General features: G+C 34.5%; 24 protein-coding genes. 18 read left to right on the top strand and 6 right to left on the bottom strand.

All coding sequences use genetic code 11. The features are described 5' to 3' along the window. Window position 1 precedes the first annotated feature (1 nt). The 17 genes from ACM55H_RS01195 to ACM55H_RS01115 all read left to right on the top strand — a co-directional run bounded on the left by ACM55H_RS01195 (window position 2) and on the right by ACM55H_RS01115 (window position 14,095). Complete coding sequence (locus ACM55H_RS01195) at window positions 2–409, top strand: bactofilin family protein (protein ID WP_039108391.1); 408 nt, start codon at window positions 2–4, stop codon at window positions 407–409. After that, window positions 378–605: an AtpZ/AtpI family protein gene (locus ACM55H_RS01190; RefSeq protein ID WP_416834763.1), complete on the top strand. Its 228-nt coding sequence runs from the start codon at window positions 378–380 to the stop codon at window positions 603–605. The genes ACM55H_RS01195 and ACM55H_RS01190 overlap by 32 nt, the downstream gene beginning before the upstream one ends. 114 nt (window positions 606–719) lie before the next feature. Continuing rightward, entirely contained in the window at window positions 720–1,112 is a 393-nt protein-coding gene (locus ACM55H_RS01185) for a hypothetical protein (protein ID WP_416834762.1), read from the top strand. A gap of 121 nt (window positions 1,113–1,233) precedes the next feature. Continuing rightward, window positions 1,234–2,370 carry a F0F1 ATP synthase subunit A gene (atpB, locus tag ACM55H_RS01180; RefSeq protein ID WP_416834761.1) on the top strand — a complete coding sequence of 379 codons (1,137 nt, stop codon included), beginning with the start codon at window positions 1,234–1,236 and terminating at the stop codon, window positions 2,368–2,370. Between the two features lie 106 nt (window positions 2,371–2,476). Next, entirely contained in the window at window positions 2,477–2,668 is a 192-nt protein-coding gene (atpE, locus tag ACM55H_RS01175; protein ID WP_007136870.1) for an ATP synthase F0 subunit C, read from the top strand. An 86-nt stretch (window positions 2,669–2,754) separates the two neighbouring features. Beyond that, on the top strand, window positions 2,755–3,255 hold the full coding sequence (locus tag ACM55H_RS01170; RefSeq protein ID WP_039108395.1) for a F0F1 ATP synthase subunit B: 501 nt from the start codon (window positions 2,755–2,757) through the stop codon (window positions 3,253–3,255). Between the two features lie 5 nt (window positions 3,256–3,260). Continuing rightward, a complete protein-coding gene (atpH, locus tag ACM55H_RS01165) occupies window positions 3,261–3,794 on the top strand; it encodes an ATP synthase F1 subunit delta (protein ID WP_039108396.1) in 534 nt (177 codons plus the stop codon). A 38-nt stretch (window positions 3,795–3,832) separates the two neighbouring features. Next, entirely contained in the window at window positions 3,833–5,410 is a 1,578-nt protein-coding gene (gene atpA / locus ACM55H_RS01160; protein ID WP_039108397.1) for a F0F1 ATP synthase subunit alpha, read from the top strand. An 85-nt stretch (window positions 5,411–5,495) separates the two neighbouring features. After that, window positions 5,496–6,356, top strand: coding sequence for an ATP synthase F1 subunit gamma (atpG, locus tag ACM55H_RS01155; protein WP_416834759.1), 861 nt, complete (start codon window positions 5,496–5,498; stop codon window positions 6,354–6,356). Between the two features lie 90 nt (window positions 6,357–6,446). After that, entirely contained in the window at window positions 6,447–6,890 is a 444-nt protein-coding gene (locus tag ACM55H_RS01150; protein WP_416834758.1) for a GNAT family N-acetyltransferase, read from the top strand. A gap of 74 nt (window positions 6,891–6,964) precedes the next feature. After that, on the top strand, window positions 6,965–7,393 hold the full coding sequence (locus tag ACM55H_RS01145) for a hypothetical protein (RefSeq protein WP_416834757.1): 429 nt from the start codon (window positions 6,965–6,967) through the stop codon (window positions 7,391–7,393). 38 nt (window positions 7,394–7,431) lie between these two features. Next, the gene (locus ACM55H_RS01140; protein WP_416834756.1) at window positions 7,432–8,898 is read left to right on the top strand and encodes a lipopolysaccharide biosynthesis protein; all 1,467 of its coding nucleotides are present in this window, start codon (window positions 7,432–7,434) and stop codon (window positions 8,896–8,898) included. A gap of 164 nt (window positions 8,899–9,062) precedes the next feature. Then, the gene (gene dut / locus ACM55H_RS01135; RefSeq protein WP_416834755.1) at window positions 9,063–9,497 is read left to right on the top strand and encodes a dUTP diphosphatase; all 435 of its coding nucleotides are present in this window, start codon (window positions 9,063–9,065) and stop codon (window positions 9,495–9,497) included. Between the two features lie 93 nt (window positions 9,498–9,590). Next, window positions 9,591–10,601, top strand: coding sequence for a sugar phosphate nucleotidyltransferase (locus ACM55H_RS01130; protein ID WP_416834754.1), 1,011 nt, complete (start codon window positions 9,591–9,593; stop codon window positions 10,599–10,601). Window positions 10,602–10,637: 36 nt separating this feature from the next. Continuing rightward, window positions 10,638–11,987, top strand: coding sequence for a tetratricopeptide repeat protein (locus ACM55H_RS01125; RefSeq protein ID WP_416834753.1), 1,350 nt, complete (start codon window positions 10,638–10,640; stop codon window positions 11,985–11,987). Continuing rightward, window positions 11,987–12,760, top strand: a complete 774-nt coding sequence (lolB1, locus tag ACM55H_RS01120; protein ID WP_416834752.1) for a lipoprotein insertase outer membrane protein LolB1 — start codon at window positions 11,987–11,989, stop codon at window positions 12,758–12,760. The genes ACM55H_RS01125 and lolB1 overlap by 1 nt, the downstream gene beginning before the upstream one ends. A 60-nt stretch (window positions 12,761–12,820) precedes the next feature. Beyond that, window positions 12,821–14,095: a murein hydrolase activator EnvC family protein gene (locus ACM55H_RS01115; RefSeq protein WP_416834751.1), complete on the top strand. Its 1,275-nt coding sequence runs from the start codon at window positions 12,821–12,823 to the stop codon at window positions 14,093–14,095. A 97-nt stretch (window positions 14,096–14,192) separates the two neighbouring features. On the opposite strand, the gene ACM55H_RS01110 is transcribed toward ACM55H_RS01115, so the two are convergent. The 5 genes from ACM55H_RS01110 to ACM55H_RS01090 all read right to left on the bottom strand — a co-directional run bounded on the left by ACM55H_RS01110 (window position 14,193) and on the right by ACM55H_RS01090 (window position 19,940). After that, window positions 14,193–15,155, bottom strand: a complete 963-nt coding sequence (locus ACM55H_RS01110; protein WP_416834750.1) for a transglutaminase family protein — start codon at window positions 15,153–15,155, stop codon at window positions 14,193–14,195. 6 nt (window positions 15,156–15,161) lie between these two features. Continuing rightward, a complete protein-coding gene (locus ACM55H_RS01105; protein WP_416834749.1) occupies window positions 15,162–16,115 on the bottom strand; it encodes an alpha-E domain-containing protein in 954 nt (317 codons plus the stop codon). A 44-nt stretch (window positions 16,116–16,159) separates the two neighbouring features. Next, window positions 16,160–17,596, bottom strand: coding sequence for a circularly permuted type 2 ATP-grasp protein (locus ACM55H_RS01100; RefSeq protein WP_416834748.1), 1,437 nt, complete (start codon window positions 17,594–17,596; stop codon window positions 16,160–16,162). A gap of 461 nt (window positions 17,597–18,057) precedes the next feature. Next, on the bottom strand, window positions 18,058–18,900 hold the full coding sequence (locus tag ACM55H_RS01095) for a polysaccharide deacetylase family protein (RefSeq protein WP_416834747.1): 843 nt from the start codon (window positions 18,898–18,900) through the stop codon (window positions 18,058–18,060). 14 nt (window positions 18,901–18,914) lie between these two features. Beyond that, on the bottom strand, window positions 18,915–19,940 hold the full coding sequence (locus ACM55H_RS01090; RefSeq protein WP_416834746.1) for a hypothetical protein: 1,026 nt from the start codon (window positions 19,938–19,940) through the stop codon (window positions 18,915–18,917). A 345-nt stretch (window positions 19,941–20,285) separates the two neighbouring features. Here ACM55H_RS01090 and ACM55H_RS01085 point away from each other — a divergent pair, with 345 nt between their 5' ends. Continuing rightward, the gene (locus tag ACM55H_RS01085; RefSeq protein WP_416834745.1) at window positions 20,286–22,928 is read left to right on the top strand and encodes an MGH1-like glycoside hydrolase domain-containing protein; all 2,643 of its coding nucleotides are present in this window, start codon (window positions 20,286–20,288) and stop codon (window positions 22,926–22,928) included. A 71-nt stretch (window positions 22,929–22,999) separates the two neighbouring features. Here ACM55H_RS01085 and ACM55H_RS01080 read toward each other — a convergent pair whose 3' ends face one another. Further along, window positions 23,000–25,330: a glycoside hydrolase family 3 protein gene (locus tag ACM55H_RS01080; RefSeq protein ID WP_416834744.1), complete on the bottom strand. Its 2,331-nt coding sequence runs from the start codon at window positions 25,328–25,330 to the stop codon at window positions 23,000–23,002. Window positions 25,331–25,353: the final 23 nt, after the last annotated feature.

The raw sequence follows: 25,353 nt of genomic DNA, 5'->3' as shown, positions 1-25,353 counted from the left end.
CATGTTTGATAAAAAGCCAAAATCATACACGGATCTCTTGGGTAAAACCAATAGGATAGTAGAGGGAACTACCATAAAAGGCGATATTATTTCTCAGGCTGATTTTAGATTGGATGGAGAATTAATTGGTAATTTTCAATCCAGCGGAAAAATAGTTATAGGGCCAGCAGGAAGTGTTACCGGTGATATAGTTTGCAAGAATGCTGATATAGAAGGGAAGTTCAACGGTAAAATTCATGTTACCGAAATATTAAACGTGAAATCGAAAGCAAGTATTCATGGCGAAGTTTCGGTAGGGAAATTATCGGTAGAGCCGGGTGCTGATTTTAGTGCTTCTTGTACAATGAAGACCAATATAAAAAATCTAATGCCGCACGATGGACAACAAACCCAACAAAAAACAAGCTAGTAAGTGGCTCGCCTTGATTAACATCCCGATTCAAATGGGAGCAATCATCTTTCTGTTTTCCTATCTGGGAAATTGGTTAGACGAAAATCATCCCAGCCCTAAGGTGTATTACAATAAAGTTTTAGTGATGATTGGCGTTGCGTTAGCGTTATATAATGTGATAAGACAAGTTAACGAAATCAATAAATCACAATAATTTTTTTAAATATTAAAGATCAGTACAAATCAATATTAGACCAAGTAGGTTTGTGATTCATTGAATTTAAAATAACTTTGCCCGCTAGTGCCTTCTCGGCAAAAACCAAACCCAATGAATTTAAAAAATTACAAACCGCTCTTAAACCTATTGTTACTCGCCGGATTAGCTTACATCCTTCACAAAGTTGTTTTTTATGCTTTTGATATAAATGATAAAGCTTTTCACTATTCGATAGAAACCCTTTATTTACTGTTTTTAGGCTTATCAATACTAGTCTTTATTGTTTTGTTGAAAGTCAAAGAGCGTAGTTTTGACAATATAGGAATGTCATTTCTATTAAGTACAAGCGTTAAGATGATTTTTTGCTACTTGATTTTAAGACCTTTATTGCAGGCTTCAACTCAAAATAACACAATGGAGAAGAAGAATTTTTTTGCGATGTTTATTCTCTTTTTAGCAATTGAAACCGTTCTAACGATACGCATACTAAACGAAAAGCAATAAATATGATGTTTATGTATCAAATGCTTCAAAAAATAAATTTTTATATGCTTTTGAATATTAATAAAAAATGTACATTTGCACCAAATTTCAGAAACGTAATAAATTAAGATAATTAACTGTTATGGTGATTTCAAACAAACCACTTAGATTTATATTAGTAGCTTTAGTAGCATGTCTTCCATTAATTAGTTTTGCAAATCCTGAAGTGGATACTGTAAAAGTAAAAACAGAAGTTGCTCATGAGGTGTCAGAAGAAGCTCATGCTGAACCAACAGATGTAAAATCTAAAATCAAGGAATTTATCAATCATCACCTTTTGGATGCTCATGATTTTACATTTTCTGTAAATGAAGAAACAGGTGAACATTATGGTTTTTCATTACCAATTATTCTTTGGGATAATGGATTGCAGGTTTTTTCTTCTTCAAAATTCCATCATGGTGAAGAAACGGCGGAACACAATGGTAACTATTATGTGTTACACCACGAAAAAATATATAAAACAGATGCTTCTGGAGAATTAACAGAAGGAGAAAATGGATTTCCAACAAATATCAGACCGATAGATTTCTCAATCACTAAAAGTGTTATCGGTATAATGTTAGTTTCCTTATTTATGTTTTTCTTGTTTTCAGGTTTAGCAAAATCGTATGCTAAAAATAATGGAATCGCTTCAGGATTGGGACGTATTTTTGAACCTCTTGTTTTGTATGTGCGTGACGAAATTGCAATTCCAAATATTGGAGAAAAAAACTATAAAAAATACATGAGCTATTTGCTTACTATATTTTTCTTTATTCTTTTTCTTAATATTTTAGGATTGATGCCACTTGGATTTAATGTAACTGGAAATATCGCTATTACAGTATCGTTGGCAATTTTAACGTATATCATTACAACTTTAACAGCTAATAAAAATTATTGGGGACACATTTTCTGGATGCCAGGTGTGCCAACTCCGATGAAATTTATCTTGGCACCAATAGAATTATTAGGAACAATAATCAAACCATTTTCATTAATGATACGTTTGTACGCTAATATGTTAGCTGGACACGTAGTTTTAATGAGTATCATTGGTTTAATGTTTATCTTTAAAAGCTGGATTGGAAGCACGTTATCTTTTGGATTAGCATTTGCGCTTTCTATCCTTGAAATATTGGTTGCGTTTTTACAAGCTTATATTTTCACAATGTTATCTGCACTTTATTTTGGAGCAGGAAACGAAGAGCATCATCACGACGAGGCTCACCATTAAGTCGAAAGTCAAACGTCGAAGGTTTAAAAGTCAGCTTGACTTTATGACATTAGACTTTACAACTTTAGACTATTAATAAGAATGTTTAATTTTTAATATATATATTATGCAAATTCCAACTATTGTAGGAGCAGGATTAATTGTAATCGGAGCAGGTTTAGGTATTGGTAGAATTGGTGGTTCAGCAATGGACGCTATTGCTCGTCAACCAGAAGCTTCAGGAAAAATCCAAACAGCTATGCTTATTGCAGCTGCACTTATTGAAGGTATTGGTTTCGCTGCGTTATTCGCATCTTAATTAAAACTAAAAAAGCAATAGTTGCAACGGTTGGTTGTGACTATTGTTTTTAAAATTAAAACATAAAAAATTTATAATTATATATAATGGATAAGTTAATAAATGATTTTTCGTTTGGTTTGTTTATTTGGCAAGTTTTAATATTTGTTGGATTAATATTCTTATTAAAAAAATTCGCTTGGAAACCAATTCTTGATGCAGTAAATGATAGAGAAGAAGGAATTAAAAATGCATTACTTTCTGCTGAAAACGCTAGAAAAGAAATGCAAAATTTGCAAGCAGATAACCAACGTATTTTACAAGAAGCAAGATTAGAGCGTGACAACATGCTTAAAGATGCTCGTGAAATGAAAGAGAAAATGGTTGCTGATGCTAAAAACGAAGCACAGGCTCAAGGTTTAAAAATGATTGAGCAAGCGAAAGCAGCAATTGAAAGTGAAAAAAATGCAGCAATGGCTGAATTGAAATTACAAGTTTCAACTTTATCATTGAGTATCGCAGAAAAAATATTGAAAGACGAATTATCTAACAAAGAAGCTCAAACTAAATTAGTTGAGAAAATGTTAGGTGACGTAAAGTTAAACTAACAATTATGGCAAGTACAAGAGCAGCAATTCGTTATGCAAAAGCAATTCTAGACTTAGCAAACTCAAAAGGTGTTGCCGAAGTTGTAAATAACGATATGAAATCTATTGCTTCGACAATTAATGGTAATTTGGAATTGAGTACTTTTATTCAAAATCCTACCATGAAAGTGGAAGTTAAAGAAAAAGCACTGTTAGAAGTTTTTGCAGGTATCAATGGTGTAACTCAAGGGTTATTTCATTTATTATTTGAAAACAAAAGATTCGAAATTCTGGAAGCGATTGCTTTAGAATACAGTAAATTATCTGATATCATGAATGGTGTTGAAGTGGCGCAAGTGACTACAGCTATTACAATGGATGCAGCATTAGAAGCTAAAGTTTTAGCAAAAATTGCAACATTATCGGATAAAAAAATCACAATAGAAAATATAGTAGATGCTTCAATCATTGGAGGATTTATTCTAAGAATAGGCGACAAGCAGTACAATGCATCAGTAGCTAACAGATTACAAGTATTAAAGAGAGAGTTAAGTAATTAGTTTTATTACACAGTTAAGTGTCTAAATTATAAATTAAGATGGCGGAAATCAAACCTGCTGAAATTTCAGCAATATTAAGAAAGCAAGTAGAAGGTTTTGAATCTGGTGCTACACTAGAAGAAGTAGGAACAGTACTTCAAGTTGGAGATGGTATTGCTCGTGTTTACGGGCTTTCGAATGTTCAATATGGAGAGTTAGTTGAATTTGACAATGGATTAGAAGCTATTGTTTTGAATCTTGAAGAAGACAATGTGGGTGTGGTACTTTTAGGACCATCTACAGGAATCAAAGAAGGTTCAACTGCAAAAAGAACACAACGTATTGCTTCTCTTAAAGTAGGAGAACAAATGGTAGGTCGTGTAGTAAACACTCTTGGTTTTCCAATTGATGGAAAAGGACCAATAGGTGGAGACTTATACGAGATGCCTTTGGAAAGAAAAGCTCCTGGAGTTATCTTCCGTCAACCAGTTACTGAGCCATTACAAACAGGTATCAAAGCAGTAGATGCTATGATTCCAGTTGGTCGTGGACAACGTGAGCTAGTTATTGGGGACCGTCAAACAGGTAAATCAACTGTTTGTATTGATACCATCTTAAATCAAAAAGAATTTTACGATGCTGGGAAACCAGTATTCTGTATATATGTTGCAATTGGACAAAAAGCGTCAACTGTAGCAGGAATTGCTAAAATGTTAGAAGAAAAAGGGGCAATGGCATATACCATTATCGTTGCTGCTAATGCTTCTGATCCAGCTCCAATGCAAGTTTATGCTCCTTTCGCAGGTGCTGCAATTGGAGAATATTTTAGAGATTCAGGTCGCCCGGCTTTAATTGTTTATGATGATTTATCTAAACAAGCTGTTGCGTATCGTGAGGTTTCTCTCTTATTAAGAAGACCACCGGGACGTGAAGCATATCCTGGAGACGTTTTCTACCTTCACAGTAGATTATTAGAACGTGCTTGTAAAGTAATTGCAGATGATGGAATTGCTAAAGACATGAACGATTTGCCAGATTCATTGAAATCAATTGTAAAAGGTGGTGGTTCATTGACTGCTTTACCAATTATTGAAACTCAAGCTGGTGACGTTTCTGCCTATATCCCAACAAACGTAATTTCGATTACAGATGGTCAAATTTTCTTGGATGGAGATTTGTTTAACTCTGGGGTTCGTCCAGCGATTAACGTAGGTATTTCAGTATCTCGTGTTGGAGGAAATGCACAAATTAAATCAATGAAAAAAGTAGCAGGTACTTTAAAACTGGATCAAGCACAATTCCGTGAATTGGAAGCGTTTGCTAAATTTGGTTCTGATTTAGATGCAGTTACTTTAAACGTAATTGAAAAAGGAAAAAGAAACGTTGAAATCTTGAAACAAGGTTTGAATGATCCTTATACTGTTGAAGATCAAGTTGCGATTATCTATGCTGGTTCTAAAAACTTATTGAGAAATGTTCCTGTAAATAAAGTAAGAGAATTTGAGAAAGATTTCTTGGAATTCTTGAACAACAAACACAGAGGTACTCTTGATGCTTTGAAAGCAGGAAAATTAACAGACGAAATTACAGATGTAATCGAAACTGTAGCAAAAGAATTATCAGCAAAATATAACTAAAAAAGTTTTAAATTTTAAGTAGTAAGTAGTAAGGTTTTCTTTATTACTTATTACTTAACAATTACTACTTAATACTTACAAAACAATGGCAAATTTAAAGGAAATCCGTAATAGAATTACTTCCGTTTCATCTACGATGCAAATTACATCGGCAATGAAAATGGTTTCTGCAGCAAAGCTAAAGAAAGCACAAGATGCAATTACAGCAATGCGCCCTTATGCCGAAAAATTAACGGAATTATTGCAAAATCTTTCTGCGACACTTGAAGGTGATGCAGGTGGAGAGTTTACAACACAACGTGAGATAAAAAAAGTTTTAGTGGTAGCCATAACTTCAAATAGAGGTTTGTGTGGTGCATTTAATACAAATGTTATCAAAGAAGCTAAAAACCGTTCTGAGTTTTATGCCGGAAAACAAGTTGATATTTTTGCCATCGGTAAAAAAGGAAATGATGTTTTGAGCAAAACATTGTCAGTAGTAGATAATCAAAGCACTGTTTTTGACGATTTAACTTTTGATAATGTAGCTAAAATTGCGGACTTGTTAACTGAGAAATTCGTTTCTGGAGAATATGATAAAATTGAGTTGATTTACAACCAATTTAAAAATGCTGCAACACAAATCGTTCAAACAGAACAATTTTTGCCATTAGCACCCATAAAATCTGATCTTACAGTTTCAACTGGCGATTATATATTTGAACCTTCAAAAGAAGAAATTGTGTTGACCTTGATTCCAAAATCATTGAAAACACAATTGTATAAAGGAATTCGTGATTCATTTGCTTCAGAGCACGGAGCGCGTATGACAGCCATGCATAAAGCAACTGATAACGCAACTGAATTGAGAAATCAATTGAAATTGACCTATAATAAAGCACGTCAAGCTTCTATTACTAATGAGATCTTAGAGATTGTTGGTGGTGCGGAAGCATTGAATGGATAATAAATTATTGATTCAAAATATATTCTAAGAGCCAACCATGTGTTGGCTCTTTTTTTGTTTAATTTTATAGTTTAAAACACAGTAGGAAGAATGAAATTGGAAATTAGAGAACTGACCACCTTAGACGAAATGCTTAGCAATATTGAAGTAATGCGATTTTTATATCCCACTTTTACTTTAGAAAAATATGGAGCCTATTTGGTTGAGATGATTCCACATAATTACAAGCAAGTAGCTGTATTCGAAAATGAAGTTTGTGTGGCTGTTTCAGGATTTTGGTCGGGAACAAAACTTTGGTCGGGAAAATACATCGAGATCGACAATTTTATCGTTCATCCGGAACATCGCTCCAAAGGTTTGGGGAAAATGATGACAGATTATATAGACGCAAAAGCGAAAGAAACGGGTTGTACCATGATTGTTTTGGATGCTTTTACTGGAAATTTTACGGCACACCGCTTTTATTATAACCAAGGATATGTCCCAAAAGGATTTCATTTTCTTAAAATTTTAAACGAAGACGGATTAAGTTAAATCTCCAAAAGATGAAACGATGTAAAAGAATTTTGCTCTTTTTTATACTTGTTATTAGCTTAACTTTTTGTGCTATGAAACAGGAACTTCAAACGGAATTTCCACAAGAAATAAAATCCGTTTATTTTCAAAAATGGTTGGATGGAGAGAAAGGAAGCGGCATTGATTTTTACATTGAATTCAAAAAACGGCTTTCTAAGGAGATTAAGTTGGAGAAAATCTATTTTAGAAATCAGGAATCAAATCTTGAAGAAGCTACCAAAAATACTTTCGTAGCACATTTTTATCAAAAAAACAGCATTCCAGATTTAATCCTGGATAGTGATTTCTTAAAAGAATATGGGAACAAAGCACCCGTTATTATAAAACCCAAATTCGATTTAAAACCTAACGAAGCAGTATTGGAATATAAGAAAATGGATCAAACCCTTTTTTTTAAAATAGTAAATCCCAAAGAAAAGCCAATGATTGCGTATCCATCGATAAATAAACCAAAGAATTAGTTATTTTTGTTTTTATAAATATAAACAGATAAATCATTTTGGGATTATATAAAAGCCTTTTCAAACAAACAGCAATTTATGGACTAGCTACGGTTATACCTAGAATGTTCAGTTTTTTACTAGTTCCACTTTACACTGATTTATTGCCAAAAGCCGAGTATGGAAAAGTCTCCATAATTTTCGCTTGGATGATTTTTTTCAACGTTATTTTGGCTTACGGAATGGAAACCGCTTTTTTTAGGTTTTATAATAATGAAACAAACAAGAAGTCCGTTGTAGAGACTACTATGGTTTCGATTTTTTGGACCTCCATTTCTTTTCTATTTGTTGGGCTTTTATATCGAAATACCTTGTCTCAATGGTCAGGGATAGATGCGCAATACATCACCTATACCATTTGGATTTTAGCATTGGATGCTTTAGTGATTATTCCGTTTTCAAAATTGAGAGCTTACCAAAAACCGATGGTTTATGCTGCAATAAAAATTGGAAATGTTTTAATTAATCTTTCTTTAAGCGTTTTCTTTTTACTCTTTTTACCCAAAATTGCGGAATCCCATCCAAATGGATTTTTAGGTTCCTTGTATATTGAAAACTTCCAGATTGGCTATATCTTTTTAGCTAATATCATTGCCAGTTTATTGACATTTGTAGTGTTGTCACCAGATTACATCTTGCTTAAATGGAAGTTTGATGCTGCTCTTTGGAAACGAATGATGCGTTACGGATTGCCTATAATGGTCGCCGGAATTGCATTTGCCATCAACGAGCAATTTGATAAAATTCTATTAGGGAAATTATTACCGGTAAATATTGCCGAAGCTGAAGTTGGAGTGTATTCCGCCTGTTATAAATTAGGGCTATTCATGGTTTTGTATAGAACGGCTTATACTTTAGGAATTGAACCATTTTTTTTCAGCCATGCATCTAATGCGAATGCACCGCAAACCTATGCTACAGTGACTAAATATTTTGTCATTTTTGGTTCTTTTATTTTATTGGGAGTAATCGTTTTTGCCGATGTTTTAAAACAGCTTATGATTCGTGATACGTCCTATTGGGAAGCCATGAAAGTCGTTCCGCTGATTATTTTAGCCAATTTTTTCCTCGGAATTTACACGAATCTTTCCGTTTGGTACAAACTCATCGATAAAACCTATATTGGGGCTTATATCTCCATTGTTGGCGCAATTGTGACATTGGTGTTAAATTACCTGCTTATCCCCACGATGAGTTATTATGGATCAGCAATCGCAACAATAGCGGCTTATGGAAGCATGATGTTTATCTCCTATTATTTAGGGAATAAATACTATCCAATACCTTATGATGCCAAGAAAATAGGTGGATATCTTGGTCTTTCAATAGGATTTTCGGCCATTTCATTCTATGGTTTTAGAGAAAATTATTTTGTTGGAATTCCATTACTACTCGCATTCATGTATTTCATATATTACAACGAAAAAGAAATGTTAACCCGAATTTTGAACCGAAAAAACAACTAGCATTTAATTAGAAGCTAATCGCGCTGTACGTTGCAAGCTTTACTTTAAAATTGGTTTTTTCTAAGTCCATAAAGGAGCTTCCTTTGGTCGCTCTTTTTGTCCAAGAAAAAATACAATTTTAAAATAAAGGCTTTTCACTCTCATCACGGCTAAAAAAAATAACAATGACAATAAAAATTATTAATAAATCGCAACATGCTTTGCCAAACTATGAAACCATAGCTTCGGCAGGAATGGATTTAAGAGCTAACTTAACGGAATCAATAACCTTGAATCCATTGGGAAGAGCCATAGTAAAAACAGGACTTTTCATAGAATTACCTATAGGATACGAAGCACAGGTTCGCCCAAGAAGTGGTCTGGCTGCCAAAAAAGGAATCACCGTCCTCAATTCTCCCGGAACAGTTGATGCTGATTATCGAGGAGAAATAGGAGTGATTTTAGTAAATTTATCCAATGAAGCTTTTGTGGTCGAAAATGGGGAACGCATCGCACAACTCATCATCGCACAACACGAACGTGCAGAATGGATAGAAGTTCAGGAATTAAGCGAAACTTCAAGAGGCGAAGGCGGTTTTGGAAGTACTGGAGTGAAATAAATTAATTTAATAATTTCAAAGATTTAATAATTAAAAGATTTAAATTCTAATTTTTCAATCTTTTAATTTTTCAATCTTTTAATATAAAAGAACATGAAAATAATAGTACCAATGGCTGGGCGAGGTTCCAGATTAAGGCCGCATACATTAACCATTCCTAAACCATTAATTCCTATTGCAGGTAAACCTATTGTACACCGTTTGGTAGAAGATATTGCAGCTGTTTTGAATCAAGATATTGAAGAAATTGCCTTTATTATTCATGAAAGTTTTGGAGCAAAAGTGGAAGAGGATTTAATCGAAATAGCTCAAAAATTAGGTGCCAAAGGAACTATTTATTATCAAAACGAAGCTTTAGGAACCGGTCACGCTATTATGTGCGCCAAAGATTCTTTGATTGGGCCAGCTGTTATTGCTTATGCCGATACTTTAATTCGCGCCGATTTCGATTTAGATCAAAATGCTGATAGTGTTATTTGGGTAAAACAAGTAGATCATCCGGAAGCTTTTGGGGTGATAAACCTAAACGATGCGAATGAAATAGTAGAACTGGTGGAGAAACCCAAGGAGTTTGTTTCGGATCTTGCGGTTATTGGAATTTACTATTTTAAAGATGTTGCCATTTTAAAAAATGAACTTCAATTAGTATTAGATAATAATATTATTCACGGTGGAGAATATCAAATTAACGATGGAATAAAGCAAATGATGGCAAAAGGCATGGTATTTGTTCCCGGTAAAGTAGCCGAGTGGATGGATTGTGGAAACAAAGACGTTACCGTGGAAACGAATTCCAGAATGTTAGGATTCCTGCACAACGATGGAATACATTTAGTGGACTTTGATGTTAAGTTAGAAAATTCAACCATCATTCCGCCATGTTATATTGGGGAAGATGTGGTTTTAGTCAATGCAACTGTTGGACCTAATGTGTCGTTAGGAAAAGGATGTCATGTGTCAAACAGTACCATAAAAAACAGTTTGGTACAAACCCATTCCCATATTAAAAATGCAAATCTGGATAATGCCATGATAGGGAATCATGCCAATTTTGACGGTAATTTTACAAGCATCAGTATTGGGGATTATTCAGTGTTAGAATAACTGCATCCAAAGTGATGAAATGGCAAGAAACATTCAATGAAAAAAGGGGCTTTCATAATTCTATTTTTGGTTTTGCAATGCAATTCAGCTTTGCTATTGGCGCAAACCGAACCGGAAGAAATTAAGCAGGAAAAAAATCAGTTTCAGGAATTTTTTTATGAAGCGTTGCTTCAAAAGGGGATTGAAAATTATGACAAAGCAATTAAAGCTTTAGAACAATGTGTAAAACTCCAACCCAATAATGCCACAGTCTATTTCGAATTAGGAAAAAATTATCTGGCATCAAAGGATTATGGAAATGCATACAGTTCATTTGAACACGCCACACAAATTGATCCAAAAAACAGATGGTTTTGGGTGGGAATGTATGATGTGAGTTATGAAACCAGCAATTATAATCAAGCGCTGATTGCCATCAATAAATTAATACCATTTGACGAAAAGTATAAAGAGGATTTAACATCGCTTTATATGGGGACTAAGCAATTTGACAAAGCGCTTGATCTCATCAATGAATTGAATGCCACTTTTGGAAAATCGGAAAGAAGGGAATTATATAAAATGCAGATTTTATCGGAAGGGAAATTTCAAGATGTTGAAGAGTCCAATTTAATAGCACAAATCGATAAAAATCCAAAAGAAGAATCCAACTATATCGCATTGATTAATTTGTATTCTAAGAATAATGAAACGGAGAAAGCATTTGAAATAACCAAAAAGTTAGCAGCGGCAATTCCAAATTCTGAATGGGCGCAGGTGAGTTTGTTCAAAGTTTATTTGGATAACAATGAAGCTCCAAAAGCTATAAATGCCATGAATATTTCTTTGGCCAGTGCCAAAATAGATTCAAAGATAAAACATAGAATGCTGAATGAGTTTTTGATATTTGTGGATAAAAATCCTCAATATTCTCCTGATTTAGAAAAAGCAATTGCCTATTTCGATACTGATGCAACTGTTGATGTAGCTAAAGAAATTGGAAAATATTATCATAGTAAAAAGCAATGGGACAAAGCCATTATGTTTTATGAACGTGCTTTAAAGAACAGTTCAGCTGAAGATATCGAAACGAATTTACTTTTGCTTCAAGCGTATACTGAAGTAAAACAGTTTGATTTGGTTGCCAAAAAAGCCATGACAATGATTGAAACATTTCCTACGCAACCGCAGTTTTATTATTATTCAGGTTTAGCAAATAATCAATTGCAGCAATATAAAAAAGCGGCAGCAATTCTGGAAATGGGTTTAGATTATTTGGTAGACGACATAACATTAGAAACAAATTTCAATATCCAGCTTGGAGAAGCATATAACGGTTTGGGAGATTTCAAGAAAAAAGAAATGTATTTCTCCAAAGCCAACGAATTATTAAAACAAAAAAAATAATGAAAAAATTTTCAATATTACTGGTACTTGTAGTCTTTATGGCTTCGTGTAAATCGAAAGCTATTGTGGCAGAGGCTAGTGTAAAATCAAACTATTTGACTGCTGACAAAATAATAGAAAATCATTACAACAATAAAAACAATTTTTCTACATTATATATTAAGTCCAACGCAAGATATGCTGATGAGAAACAAACTCAAAATGTTACTGCCGAAATAAAAATAAAGAAAGACCAACAAATCTTGATTAGTATTCGGTTTTTGGGTATTACAATGGCAAAAGCATTGATTACGCCAACTGCAGTAAACTATTATGAAAAAATAAACGGCAGTTATTTTGAAGGGGATTTCAGGGGATTGAGCCAATGGCTGGGAACTGATTTAGATTTTAATAAGATCCAAAATATGTTACTTGGCGATGCAATTGATGATTTGAATAAAGGAAAATATACCGAGTCATTAGTGGAACAAACCTATAGACTGGATGATGTTTCTAATAACAATACGAAAAAATCGTTCTTTTTTGATACGGAGAAATTTTTGGTCAAAAGACAGGAAATAAAACAAACTGCTGAAGATAGAATGATTCAGGTTGCTTATTCAGATAACAAGGTGTACAATGAAGCGACATTGCCTTCAAATGTTTCTATAAATACGTTTCAAAAGAAAGGTAAAACGGAAATTAATTTAGATTATAACACAATAACATTCAATGAGGAACTTTCTTTTCCTTATAGTGTTCCAAATGGGTACAAAAGAATTATAATTAAGTAAATTTGCAAAAAATATTTTTTTAATATGCCAAAATTTCTCCTAAGCCTAATTTTTATAAGCATGACTTCATTACTATGGAGCCAGGAAACACAACAAGAAAAATTAGAAGAACGAAAAGCCCAGATTCAAAAAGAAATTCGCGAAAATGAAAAGCTATTGCAAACCGTAAAGAAAAAAGAAAAAACGGCTGTAAATGTAATTGTTATTCAAAGCAATAAGATAAAGCTTAAAGAAAAACTGATCAATACTACTGAAAAGCAAACAAAGCTTTTGGGGAATGATATGTATATTAATCAGGTAAAAATTAATAAACTCAAGAAAGAACTGGTAATCTTAAAGGAAGATTACGCGGAGATGATTGTAAAGTCGTATAAAAGCCGTTCTGAGGAGAGTAGAGCGATGTTCTTATTGTCTTCTGAGAATTTCTTGCAAGCGTATAAAAGAGCACAGTATATGAAGCAGTATACGAATTACAGAAAAATGCAAGGGGAAGAAATAAAGACGAAAACAGGTGAACTTGTCGATTATAATGGAAAGCTGAATGTGCAAAAAACGGCCAAACAAAAACTTATTGCTGAAAATGAAAAAGAGCGTTTGTCATTAGAAAAAGAAAGACAAGAGCAAGAAAAATTAGTCAAATCCATTAAGAAAGATAAAAGCAAGATTCTCGCTGAAATTAAGAAAAAACAACAAGAGTCGAGACAAATCGATAAACAAATTGACCGATTAATTCGTCAGGCGATTGCTGAAGCCAATAGAAAAGCAGCGATGGAAAGAGCGATGGAAAAGGCTAAAGCGGAATCAAAAGCGGATGCAAAAACAGAAACAAAAGCCGAAATAAAAACACGAGCTAAAGAAATTGCGGCTACGTCTTCAGTATCTTCATCAAAAATTGAACTAACAGCTGAAACCAAATTAATCGCTGATAACTTTAGAGCCAATAGAGGAAAATTACCTTGGCCGGTAGAAAAAGGATTTGTGTCATTAGGATATGGAGATCAGGCGCATCCTGTATATAAAACCTTAGTTATTCACAATAGTGGAGTGGAGATTACAACTGATGCTGGAGCTAGTGCAAGAGCCGTTTTTGGAGGGGAAGTAACCAGTGTAATTGTTTTATCACCTATAAATAAAGCGGTAATGATACAACACGGGGATTTCTTTACAGTGTATCAAAATTTAAGTTCTGTGTTTGTCAATAAAGGCGATAAAGTAAGTACCAAACAGAGTCTTGGAAAAGTTAGAACAAATAGTGAAGGTAAAACGATAATCAAATTTTTAATTCTTCAAAATACTACCTACAACAATCCTCAAAGTTGGTTGTTTAATATGTAATAGTTTAGAATCGGTTTAGTTTCAGTTCTTATATTTAGCTAAAAAAGCGAATCAAATTATTATTTTTGATTCGCTTTTTTTGTGCCAAATAACTTGATTATTGCTGTTGCTGTTGCTTTTGTTGCTGCTGCAGTAACTCAATGTAATCCAATTGTTCTTGGAGTTCTATGGAAACTTCTTCGAGTTGCACATCATTTATATCTTCAAATTGTCTTCCATCTTCGTAGCCTATCGAAACGCATACGGAGAGCGTTTGTCTGGAAAGTCCCTTGAAAGTCCCTTTTACCGGCGTGCAATCATAGAAATTACGACCTACGGAAAGTTTTACGTGATTGTCCATGGTCCAGATATTGTTAGTAGGGTCTAAACCAAGCCAGCCCTGTTTTGGAGTGTAAATTTCGACCCAGGCATGTGTGGCACCTTCGCCTCTGAGTCCGCTTTCGTTAGGGCAAATATATCCGCTCACATATCTTGATGGAATTCCTGCCGTACGTAGGAGTTGTAATAGTACATGCGCAAAGTCTTGGCAAACTCCTTTTCTAATTTCTAAAATCTCATCGACGGTGGTTTCAATATTGGTGATTCCTTTGGTGTACTTAAAATTTGTAAAAATGTATTGATTGCATTGCTGCGCAATTTCTATAATAGGTTTATCAATACAGTTTATTTCGTCCAGAATTGCATTGATTTCGTTTTGCTTTTTGATGGTTTCGGGATAACCAAGTCGCAGTAAAGAAATGCTTTTTTCTTTTTCTTTTGCCAAATCCTTTACCGTAGTATGATCTATTTCCGGTATTTTAAGCGAATGATTGACACGAACTAACATTCTTGATTCGATAGTCATTTCAGTATGTGCTTCCAATGTATTAAAGTTGCCTACTCGATTACCGAAATAATCCTGAGAAATTTCCACCTCGGGATTATTCGTTATTAAAAGCTGGTATTGAAGTACATCTTGGTTGTCAAAATGGTGTGGGAATAAACGAATCTCATTTATACTTTCTTTTATGGGCCAGTTGTATTGGTATTTTGTGATGTGAACTATTTTGAAAATTGCCATTTTATATTACGTATAAGAGAAAAATAATTTAGAAAAATCTGTAGAAAACTGTATTAATTGTGTTCTGGTATTGTTAAGTACGTCTTCTAATTCTTTGTTGGTAAGATGATGATAATCCGTAAATTCTACTGAACTTTTAAGTCTTCCAAATTGATTGTGCAATGTTCGTGCTTCGCTAAGATTATTATCTTTAAACAAATTGTTCAAATAGGTGTCTATTAATTCTAAAGTATAAATCACGGAATGGGCAAAATCTCTATTGAAGATAACCTGTTGCACCACTTTGCGATTGTGCGGAATATTACTGTAACTTTTTAAGTATAATTCGTAGCCAGAAAGAGAAAGTAATAATCTTCTCCAATACAATAAATCTTCATTTCCATCTAGATTATACTGAATAGGCGCATAGTACGCTTGGGTCAGAGAAATGGTTTGCAGACATCTTTCTATATGTTTACCAATACTTGAAAAACACCAACCCAATCCTCTGGGCATTGTAACCTGAAGAATTCCATTGTACAGCAAAAAATCTTTATTGAGTTTTGAGATAATATTACTCGCATCAGAAGTTTCTAATTTTTTTGGCAAGTCGGGCGAATTCATGAAGTGATACAAAGAATTGATGTGTTCCCAAAGTTCTTTTGTAATTTTATCTTGGGATCCTCTCGCATTTTCTCGTGCTTTGATAACGAGATTCTTTACGGAATTATGGTTTGGACTATCGCAAATGATATACTTTAAAACAAAATTTGTGTCGTATTGCATTTGATTTATTTGTTCCATGGACAAATCAGTGTAGTATTCCAATAACGGTTTATACCCTTGAGAATCATTCGTTTCTTTGTCAAAAGACAAGATATAAAAGGTGTTTAGGGTAAGTAACATTCCATCTGTTCTTTCCATATATCGGTTGAGCCAAAACATTCCGTCTGCAACTCGGCTGAGCATATTTACTTTCATTTTGTTTACTTTTTAAAAAGGTATAGCATTATTAGACCTTTAATTTATTTTACTATCCAAGTATCTTTACTTCCTCCGCCTTGCGAAGAATTAACAACTAAAGAGCCTTCGGTAAGCGCGACTCTTGTTAGTCCACCAGGAACTATTTTTACGCCATTGGGTCCACACAAAGCATAGGGCCTTAAATCGACATGGCGCAGTTTTAGTTCTCCGTCGATAAGGCAAGGAACGGTGCTGAGTTGAATGATGGGTTGTGCAATGAAATTACGTGGATTACCAACAATGGCAATTTTTGCGTTATCTAATTCCTCTTGGGTAGCCTTATTTCCCATAATCATTCCATAGCCACCACTCTGATTGGTTTCCTTGATGACCATGTTTTCCATATTAGCAAAAACCATTTCTCTTTCATCTAGATTTTCCATTCGGTACGTTGGCACATTTTTTAGGATCGGCTCTTCGTTCATGTAATATTTTATCATGTCTGGGACATACGCATATACCGCTTTATCATCGGCGACACCGTTTCCTACCGCATTTACCAAAGCTACATTTCCTTGTTTGTAAGCGCTAATAAGTCCTGGAACGCCCAGCGTACTGTCTGGTTTGAAAACCAAAGGGTCAAGATATTCGTCATCCAAGCGTCTGTAAATAACATCAACCTGATGAAGCCCTGAAGTGGTTTTCATATAAACTTTATTATTGTTTACCACTAAATCTCTTCCTTCGACCAAAGGAATTCCCATTTGTCTGGCTAAAAAAGTATGCTCATAATACGCCGAGTTGTAAACTCCGGGTGTTAATAAGACTACGTTTGGGTTGGAAATATTTCTTGGAGACAGCGAAACCAAAATATTATGAAAAATCATCGGATAATTACTGACCATACTCACATGATTAGAGGTGAGCATTTCAGGAAAAATACGTTTGGTTATTTCTCTGTTTTCAAGCATGTAACTCACGCCACTTGGGCAACGCAGATTGTCTTCCAGTACATAAAACTCTCCTTTTGCTCCCCGAATTAAATCTATTCCTGCAATGTGAACATGAATGTTGTGAGGTACTTTAATACCATGAACTTCTTGGATATAGTGCGGACAAGAGGCTATTAATGAAGCTGGAATGATTCCTTCTTTTATAATGAGTTGTTCGTTATAGATGTCTTCCAAGAATAAATTGAGTGCTTTTAGCCTTTGTTTTATTCCGGATTCTACCTCGTTCCAGTCTTGTTGGGTAATGATTCTTGGAATGATATCAAAAGGAAAAATCCTTTCAATGCCTTGATTGTCGTCACTATAAACGGTAAAAGTAATTCCTTGATTCATAAAAAAATCAGAAGCCTGTCTATGCTTATCGTTTAGTTTTTCGTGATTTAAGCTTTGCAATGTTTGTAAAACTTGACGGTAAGATTCCCGAACTCCTTCATTAGAAAACATTTCGTCCCAACCATTTGGGTTTAAATTAGGCATCAATTTCATCATATCACATATTGTTAAAAAATTAAACTTTTCTACATTTTATTATAAAAAATGCATCTTTAAAGCTAAAATACCAATTTAATTTTTATGTAAATAAGGATTACGTGACTATTTAATAATTTTTATAGCATTCTTTTTTTGGCAATTGTTTTTTGACAATTATTTTGTTTTACAATGTTGTTTTTTTTGATTTCGCAGTAGAATAAATATTTTTTGATTGATAAACCCCGTAAAATATGGCACTTGAGGATTTATTATTTAAAAAAATAAATATATAGTTTGTAAAAAGAAGGGCGTGAAAATAAAAATAGAAAAGAGTAGTTTCTATTTGCGAAAAAGAGTAGTCAATTTTAGACTGTAAATTGAATGGTAGTTTTTAATTCGAATCAAAAGAAAAATCCCAGTTATTAAGTAGATTTAATAACTGGGATTAGGGTTTATTTTGTGTGAATAACCGTTTTTGATTATTTATTAAAAGAAGATTTTATAGCTTTCATTACACTTGGAGTCGACCATTGACCTGCCACAATAATACGTCTGATGGTGTATAGCGGATCAATTGAATCTCTTTTGGTAGACAAGATAAATGCCATTTGGTATCCGCTCTTTTTTATTTCGGGAATAGCCGCTTTGTTCCACAAACCAAAAGGATAAGCAAAATAAGTCACCGGTTTACCAATGATGTCTTCCAGTTTCTTTTTGGGTTTTGCCAATTGAGTCTCCCAGTCTTCTCCTACGTATTTAGTCACCATGTGGTGATCCCAAGTATGTGCTGCAACTGTATTCCCGCTGTCAGATAAACTTTTAATTTGCTCTTTTGTCAAATAGTTAGGACGATTAATGGAAACGGTCATTACAAAGAATACTCCTTTGAAACCATATTTTTTCATTTCGGTAGCGCCTAAACTGTATTGTTCTCCACGTGTATCATCAAATGTGATCATGATTGGATTTGCTGGTAACGGAGCATCATGAACTAAATATTCATACAATTGATTGGGTAAAATGCTGTGATATCCTTCGTCTGACAATGCTTTCATTTGTTGTGCAAAATTAGCAGGAGATACGGTATAGGTTTTTGTCATTTCACCGGCATTGGCGCTAAGCTCCTTAATATTATGATAACATAATATAGGTACTTCTTTTTTGGAAAGAATGGTTGCCAAGTCAGCCATTTCTTTCTTGGGAGCAACTTTTTGAACAGGCGCATTCAGCTCAGTTGTCTCTTTTTCTATTTTAGTTGGTTTAGAGTTACAACCAGCTAATAGAAATAAACCTATAGAAACTAAAAATAAGATATTTTTCATAATTGAAAAGCGAATTATTGGTATTGAATGTAGATAGGTTTAGGAGTAAATTTCATCAGCTCTTCTGGAGTGTACATTACCCAATTTTTTTTAATGTCATTTTTATAAAACAATTTAAAACCAGTAAATTGAACAGGTTCTCTATAAATATAACTTAGATAAGTAGATCTTTTCAAGATTCTGTCGCCAAAACCATCCATATCCATTACAATCTGTACTTCAGGCACTTTTTTTATATTCTTATAGTTAGTTACCATCCCTTGTGTAAAACGGTGTACTACGAGTATTTTTGGAGTCAGCTTGTTTTTACGGACTATATTTGCCAAAATATCAATAGCATCATTGATATCATCAGCATCGAAAGTGCCTATTTTTGAGCCGGGACGATGCCCACCCTTCATCGAAAATTCAGGGTCAATTCCTAAATGGACATTGGGCATTGAAAGGTATTTTTCTAATGTTGTCACTTCGTCTTTCACATTACTATGACCTACTTGGATGTCTAGAAATACCAAGGCATCTATAGGCTTAGCCCAACTCAAAATGGTATCAATTTGTTTAAACGGCATACGCATTCTGTGTTTGTTGTCTTTTCCAGGTGCGCCTTGGGCAGTGATTGCAATATAATGCAAAGCAGGAATTGTTTTTACGGAAGGATCTACCGCCTGCCATTTGGCTACTTCACCTTGTAATTTTTTAATCATTTCGTTTCTGGGAAGTTCTCCTAAAATTCCCATTCTTTTGGAATATAAATTTCCATAATAGGCAATGATTCTATGGTATGGCAAAAGTGCTCCTGGCAAAGGATAAGGTGTTTTTACCGGCCATTTCCCTGTAGTATCATTATTGCTCAAGGCCAACATTCTTTTATTATAATCAAGAGTGTCAATGGTAAGAGCTATTTTTTTGACTAAGGTATCAGGCTGTTTTGTTACTGTTTTTTCTTCTCCGTTTACTGTATCAGCGGCTTTACCGCGATTACAACTGGACACAAAAAATAATAAGGGAAGTATAAGTAATGCGAGAGCTGGCTTTTTCATAAATAAACGGTGTTTAGTTTTCAATGCAAATATAAAGTATTTTGTGTGCGGCTTGTCAATTATAATAACGTCTAAAGGCTATATTTTTTACATAATTCACGGATTCAGATTTAGAATTTGAGTTGTTTTGATTTTAATGATAATTAGTTAGATTGTAAAGCAGATTTATTTTAGGCTAAAACGAGTAAAATTCTTTTTTATGCGAATACCCAACATAAATTAAATTAAAACGATTAAAAAATAGTTTATTAATAGTTGCATCATGGGATTTTTGCAGAATAATTAGTTGTTTTTAAACCGTATTTATATAAATTGCGAATTGCAAATTCAATTAATTAAAGTGGTATGTCAGAAATAGATGCAGAACGAGCGCGGTTAAAATTAAGGCACGATAATAAAGGCTGGAAAAAGTGGGGACCTTATTTAACAGAAAGACAATGGGGAACGGTTAGGGAAGATTATTCACAAAACGGTGATGCCTGGAATAATATTACCCATGATATGGCACGTTCAAAAGCGTATCGTTGGGGAGAAGAAGGTATTGGCGGAATTTCTGACAATAAGCAACATATTTGTTTTGCTTTCGCTTTTTGGAACCATAAAGACCATATTTTAAAAGAACGGTTTTTTGGTTTGACCGGAAATGAATCAAATCATGGTGAAGATGTTAAAGAATTGTATTTCTATCAAGATGCTACGCCTACCCATTCGTACCAAAAGATGCTTTACAAGTATCCTCAAGCTGCTTTTCCTTATGAAAAACTGGTTAACGAAAGTAAAAAACGAACCCGTCTTCAACCGGAATATGAATTACTGGACACAGGGATTTTTGATAAAGATGCCTATTTTGATATTTCTATTGAATATGCAAAAGCCGATGAACAGGATATATTAATTAAAGTTACGGTAGAAAATAGATCAAATGTTGCTGCTCCCATGACGGTTTTGCCAACGCTTTGGTTTAGGAATACGTGGTGTTGGGGGTATGAAAAATATAGTCATAAACCAATATTAACAGGTATAGGCAACTCTATTATTGAAGTAAGTCATCGTTTAGTAGGGCATTTTAAATTATACGCTGAAAAGGCAAAGGAAGTTTTATTCTGCGATAATGAAACAAATTTTGAGAGGTTATATAATTCTCCCAATCCGACGCAATACACTAAAGATGGTATAAATGACTATATTGTCAATAAACGCAAAGAGGCTGTAAATCCAAATCATATTGGTACTAAAGCTTCGGTAAAATATGACGATGTAATTCCTGCGAATGGGAAAAAGGTCTATCGCATGCGATTTACGAATCAGACTCCGAGTGATGCTTTTGCCGATTTTGATACTATTTTTCAAAAACGACTCGATGAAGCCGATGAATTTTACGCCGGTCTTCAAAAAGGAATTGAAGAAGAAAAATTAAGATCTGTGCAACGTCAAGCGTATGCTGGAATGCTTTGGACAAAACAATGGTATTATTATAATGTTTTTGAATGGATAAAAGGAGATCCATCCATGCCAAAACCGGATTTGAATAGGAAGAATGGACGAAACAGTTCTTGGAAACATTTGTATACTTCCAATATCCTATCGATGCCAGATAAATGGGAATATCCTTGGTTTGCCGCATGGGATTTAGCATTTCATACATTGCCTTTAGCTCGTCTTGACCCTGATTTTGCAAAAAGACAATTGTCAGTGATTTTGAGGGAATATTATATGCATCCAAATGGTCAAATTCCGGCCTACGAATGGTCATTTTCAGATGTAAATCCGCCAGTACATGCTTGGGCAACTTGGAAAGTTTATGAAATTGACAAGGAAATGAATGGCGGAAAAGGAGACATTGTTTTCTTGGAACGCATTTTCCATAAACTGCTCTTAAATTTCACTTGGTGGGTGAATTTGAAAGATGAAGGAGGAAATAATATTTTTGGGGGTGGATTCCTTGGAATGGATAATATTGGAGTTTTTGACCGTTCAGCAGCCTTGCCAACCGGCGGGCATTTAGAGCAAGCTGATGGAACAGGTTGGATGGCGATGTACAGTTTAAATATGTTGCGTATAGCTTGTGAAATCTCTCTTGAAAATCCTGTTTATCAGGATATGGCTTCTAAATTCTTTGAACACTTTTTACACATTGCAGGCGCCATGCAATCCATTGGGGGTGATAAATTAAATCTTTGGGATGAAGATGACCAGTTTTATTACGACATGCTTCACAAAGAAAATGGCGATGCCGAGCTTTTAAAAGTACGTTCCATGGTGGGGTTAATTCCTTTATTTGCGGTCGAAGTTTTAAATGCAGATTTGTTAGAAAAATTACCCGATTTTAAACGTCGTGTCGAATGGGTATTGAATAACCGTCCTGATTTAGCCAGTTTAATCTCCAGTTGGTATCATCCCGGAAAAGGCGAAACCCGTTTGCTTTCCATCCTTCGTGGTCATCGAATGAAAATGATTATGAAGCGAATGTTTGATGAAACAGAGTTTTTATCCGATTTCGGAATTCGTTCGTTGTCCAAATATCATAAAGAACATCCTTATAAATTTACTTATGAAGGAGGAACGGTACAAGTCGATTATACGCCAGCCGAGGCTACGGGAGATATGTTTGGCGGAAATTCAAATTGGAGAGGCCCTATTTGGTTTCCAATGAATTATTTGATTTTAGACTCTTTAGAAAAATTCTCGAGTTATTACGGAAACGACTATGAAGTTGAATTCCCTACAAACTCAGGGCAAATGATGAATATAAAACAAGCAGCTGAAGGAGTTTCTAAGCGATTATTGTCTCTATTTATTCCGGATGACAATAAGAAAATTCCAATGTATGGTGAATACGAGAAGTTTCAAAACGACCCTGTTTTCAACAAAAATCACTTGTTTTTTGAATACTTTGACGGGGATACCGGTAAAGGGTTAGGTGCCAATCACCAAACAGGATGGACTGGACTGATCTCAGAAATTATCCGACAGTTATATGTGAAATAAAAACTAATCTATTTATTAAAAACAAAAAGACCATCAGCAATGATGGTCTTTTTTATATACGATTTAATTAATTATTTCTTAATGCTGTATTTTTCAGTTCTAGCATCTTTGATTACCCCTTTCCAGTTTAATCCAAAACCAAAATCATACATATTCCCGTTAGCATCTACATAAGGTGTCATGTCGTGAGGAACATCTTCCATTTGTTTTTCAACGGTTGACATATTCAATGGCATTTGTAAAGGCAACAATCCGGAAGGCTCTGTTTTTCCAGAAATAATATCCATTAAAGCCTCTACTTGTACACCAAATTCACCTACTATTGCATCAACTTCTTTTTCAAATTCACCAAAAACCATTGGGTTAGAAATATTGACAGATACCAGTACCGGTTTCCCATTCATCGCTTTTTTAGTTTCCAGAATCGTATTTAAATCCGGATACGAATTTGATTTAGACGTTTTATTCAAATACGAACGGTTTGTAATCGTTGGGTCAATCACAGGATCTCCTGCAGCAATACTTTGCGCTCTGGCATCTACAGCCGTATAATCTTTTAATTGCAAATTGATAGGAACATATCCATTTCCTCCGGCTTCTCTATCGGCTCTGCTGTATCCACCGCTTATTGGACTTTTGATAAATACGATGGCAAAATCAGCTTTAGCAGGATCATCCGTTACAGTATAATATTTTTTAATCAATTCTAAATTAATCGGATATTCAATTTTTTCAGGAGAGGGTTGTCCAAAAAAGTTGATTCCTGCAGGCGTAACTCTTTTCGGGATATATACCGTCTTTCCTTTTGCGATTGGCAAAGTCTTATTTTGATTTTTAATCATCACAATAGATTTCAATTGGGTGTCATAACCGGCTTTCATAAATTCAGGTTGACCTACAATTGCTTTGGTCTCATTAGCATCTAAATAAGAATTTTCAAATAATCCCACTCTAAAAATATTCAAAAGCAAACGAACCGCTGATTGCTCAAAACGCTTGCGCATAAACGTTTCTCCGTGTTCTTTAAGACCCATTTGGTACGCTTCAAGCACGGGCTTGATGTCATTATTTCCGCCAAATTGATCTACCCCGGCCATCATAACTTTATAATGTCTTTCGGCAATAGTTAATTTTTCAACACCCCAAGATTTACCTGCAAAAACATCAGGTGTAGGTCCTTCATTGGCAGTAATCAACCAATCCGTGCAAACTACTCCATCATAACCGTACTTATTTCTTAATAAATCAGTAATAATGTATTTACTAAATCCGTTTCCAACATTCTCACCGTATTTTTTATCCTGACCATACGAAATCGTATAATACGGCATCACTGCCGATGCTTTTTTAGTTTTTCCTTTCAATTTAAAAGCGCCTTCTAAAAAGGTTTTTAAATGGGTTTCAAAGTTATTTCCTGGATACACGGCAAATTTTCCATAAGCAAAATGTCCATCACGACCTCCTTCTTCCGGACCTCCACTTGGCCAATGTTTTACCATTGCGTTGACACTTTGATTTCCCCATCCATCATAAACATCAATTGATTTAGGTGAGGTTTGAAATCCATCTACATAGGCTCTTGCCATGTCTGTGGCTAATTTTGGGTCTTCGCCAAAAGTACCTACAAAACGATTCCATCTTGGTTCTGTCGCTAAATCAATTTGTGGAGATAAGGCTGTAGTAATTCCTAAGGCTCTGTATTCCTTGGCAGCAATAGATCCAAATTTCTCTGTAATAGTCGGGTCAAAAGTAGCAGCCAATCCTAATTCTTCAGGCCATTGTGATATGGAACCGCCTGATCCTGCATTGTATTCAGAATCTTTATTGGCTCCATTTCTTGGGTCAGAACTGTTATTGGATGGAATTCCCATTCCAATCCCTTCCACTAATGCTTGTATGTTGTTATTCCATTGTGCCGCAATTATCGGGCTTTGAACCGAAGTCATTAGCACATGGCGTAAATTGTCATTTGTTAAAAATGCAATTTGTTGATCGGATAAATCCGAAGGTTTTGCGCCACTTTTAGAAAATGGTTTTTCATTATACGTTCCGGTAAACATTCCTGCTTCCTGGGCTGGAACAGACTGATGTCTGCTATATAACATTAATCCGGCCATTTGCTCCACTGTCATTTTGGTGGCAAGATCTTTGGCACGTTCCGCTACCGGTTTTCTCCAATCTTCATAAATATCTAACTTCCCGTTTTTGTTCAAATCTTTAAAAGCTAAACCGTCTACTTGTATGATTTTAACTCCTGATTTGGGTGAATATCCTAATGTTTGGCCTCCTTTATTTTGAACAATAGTGTAAGAGTCTTTAGGAGTTTCCGTCCATTTTTTTTGGGCATAAGTTTGCGTTCCAACAAGTAAAATTAACGCAGGTATTACTATTCTTTTTTTCATGTTTTGGTTGTTGTATTTGGTAT

This window comes from Flavobacterium cryoconiti (assembly GCF_048158645.1).
GTDB lineage: Bacteria > Bacteroidota > Bacteroidia > Flavobacteriales > Flavobacteriaceae > Flavobacterium > Flavobacterium cryoconiti.
Note: the sequence above shows the minus strand (reverse complement) of the source record. Positions and strands in the feature narration are given on the sequence as shown.

Bases quoted from the DNA above. Each gene is read 5' to 3' on its own strand.
- ACM55H_RS01125 (WP_416834753.1), top strand. From the start codon at position 10,638: ATGAAAAAAGGGGCTTTCATAATTCTATTTTTGGTTTTGCAATGCAAT.
- ACM55H_RS01080 (WP_416834744.1), bottom strand. From the start codon at position 25,330: ATGAAAAAAAGAATAGTAATACCTGCGTTAATTTTACTTGTTGGAACG.
- atpA (WP_039108397.1), top strand. From the start codon at position 3,833: ATGGCGGAAATCAAACCTGCTGAAATTTCAGCAATATTAAGAAAGCAA.
- lolB1 (WP_416834752.1), top strand. From the start codon at position 11,987: ATGAAAAAATTTTCAATATTACTGGTACTTGTAGTCTTTATGGCTTCG.
- atpH (WP_039108396.1), top strand. From the start codon at position 3,261: ATGGCAAGTACAAGAGCAGCAATTCGTTATGCAAAAGCAATTCTAGAC.
- atpE (WP_007136870.1), top strand. From the start codon at position 2,477: ATGCAAATTCCAACTATTGTAGGAGCAGGATTAATTGTAATCGGAGCA.
- ACM55H_RS01170 (WP_039108395.1), top strand. From the start codon at position 2,755: ATGGATAAGTTAATAAATGATTTTTCGTTTGGTTTGTTTATTTGGCAA.
- ACM55H_RS01090 (WP_416834746.1), bottom strand. From the start codon at position 19,940: ATGAAAAAGCCAGCTCTCGCATTACTTATACTTCCCTTATTATTTTTT.
- ACM55H_RS01150 (WP_416834758.1), top strand. From the start codon at position 6,447: ATGAAATTGGAAATTAGAGAACTGACCACCTTAGACGAAATGCTTAGC.
- ACM55H_RS01145 (WP_416834757.1), top strand. From the start codon at position 6,965: ATGAAACAGGAACTTCAAACGGAATTTCCACAAGAAATAAAATCCGTT.
- ACM55H_RS01115 (WP_416834751.1), top strand. From the start codon at position 12,821: ATGACTTCATTACTATGGAGCCAGGAAACACAACAAGAAAAATTAGAA.
- ACM55H_RS01195 (WP_039108391.1), top strand. From the start codon at position 2: ATGTTTGATAAAAAGCCAAAATCATACACGGATCTCTTGGGTAAAACC.
- ACM55H_RS01185 (WP_416834762.1), top strand. From the start codon at position 720: ATGAATTTAAAAAATTACAAACCGCTCTTAAACCTATTGTTACTCGCC.
- ACM55H_RS01085 (WP_416834745.1), top strand. From the start codon at position 20,286: ATGTCAGAAATAGATGCAGAACGAGCGCGGTTAAAATTAAGGCACGAT.
- ACM55H_RS01105 (WP_416834749.1), bottom strand. From the start codon at position 16,115: ATGAAAGTAAATATGCTCAGCCGAGTTGCAGACGGAATGTTTTGGCTC.
- ACM55H_RS01110 (WP_416834750.1), bottom strand. From the start codon at position 15,155: ATGGCAATTTTCAAAATAGTTCACATCACAAAATACCAATACAACTGG.
- dut (WP_416834755.1), top strand. From the start codon at position 9,063: ATGACAATAAAAATTATTAATAAATCGCAACATGCTTTGCCAAACTAT.
- ACM55H_RS01130 (WP_416834754.1), top strand. From the start codon at position 9,591: ATGAAAATAATAGTACCAATGGCTGGGCGAGGTTCCAGATTAAGGCCG.
- ACM55H_RS01100 (WP_416834748.1), bottom strand. From the start codon at position 17,596: ATGATGAAATTGATGCCTAATTTAAACCCAAATGGTTGGGACGAAATG.
- atpB (WP_416834761.1), top strand. From the start codon at position 1,234: ATGGTGATTTCAAACAAACCACTTAGATTTATATTAGTAGCTTTAGTA.
- ACM55H_RS01095 (WP_416834747.1), bottom strand. From the start codon at position 18,900: ATGAAAAATATCTTATTTTTAGTTTCTATAGGTTTATTTCTATTAGCT.
- atpG (WP_416834759.1), top strand. From the start codon at position 5,496: ATGGCAAATTTAAAGGAAATCCGTAATAGAATTACTTCCGTTTCATCT.
- ACM55H_RS01190 (WP_416834763.1), top strand. From the start codon at position 378: ATGGACAACAAACCCAACAAAAAACAAGCTAGTAAGTGGCTCGCCTTG.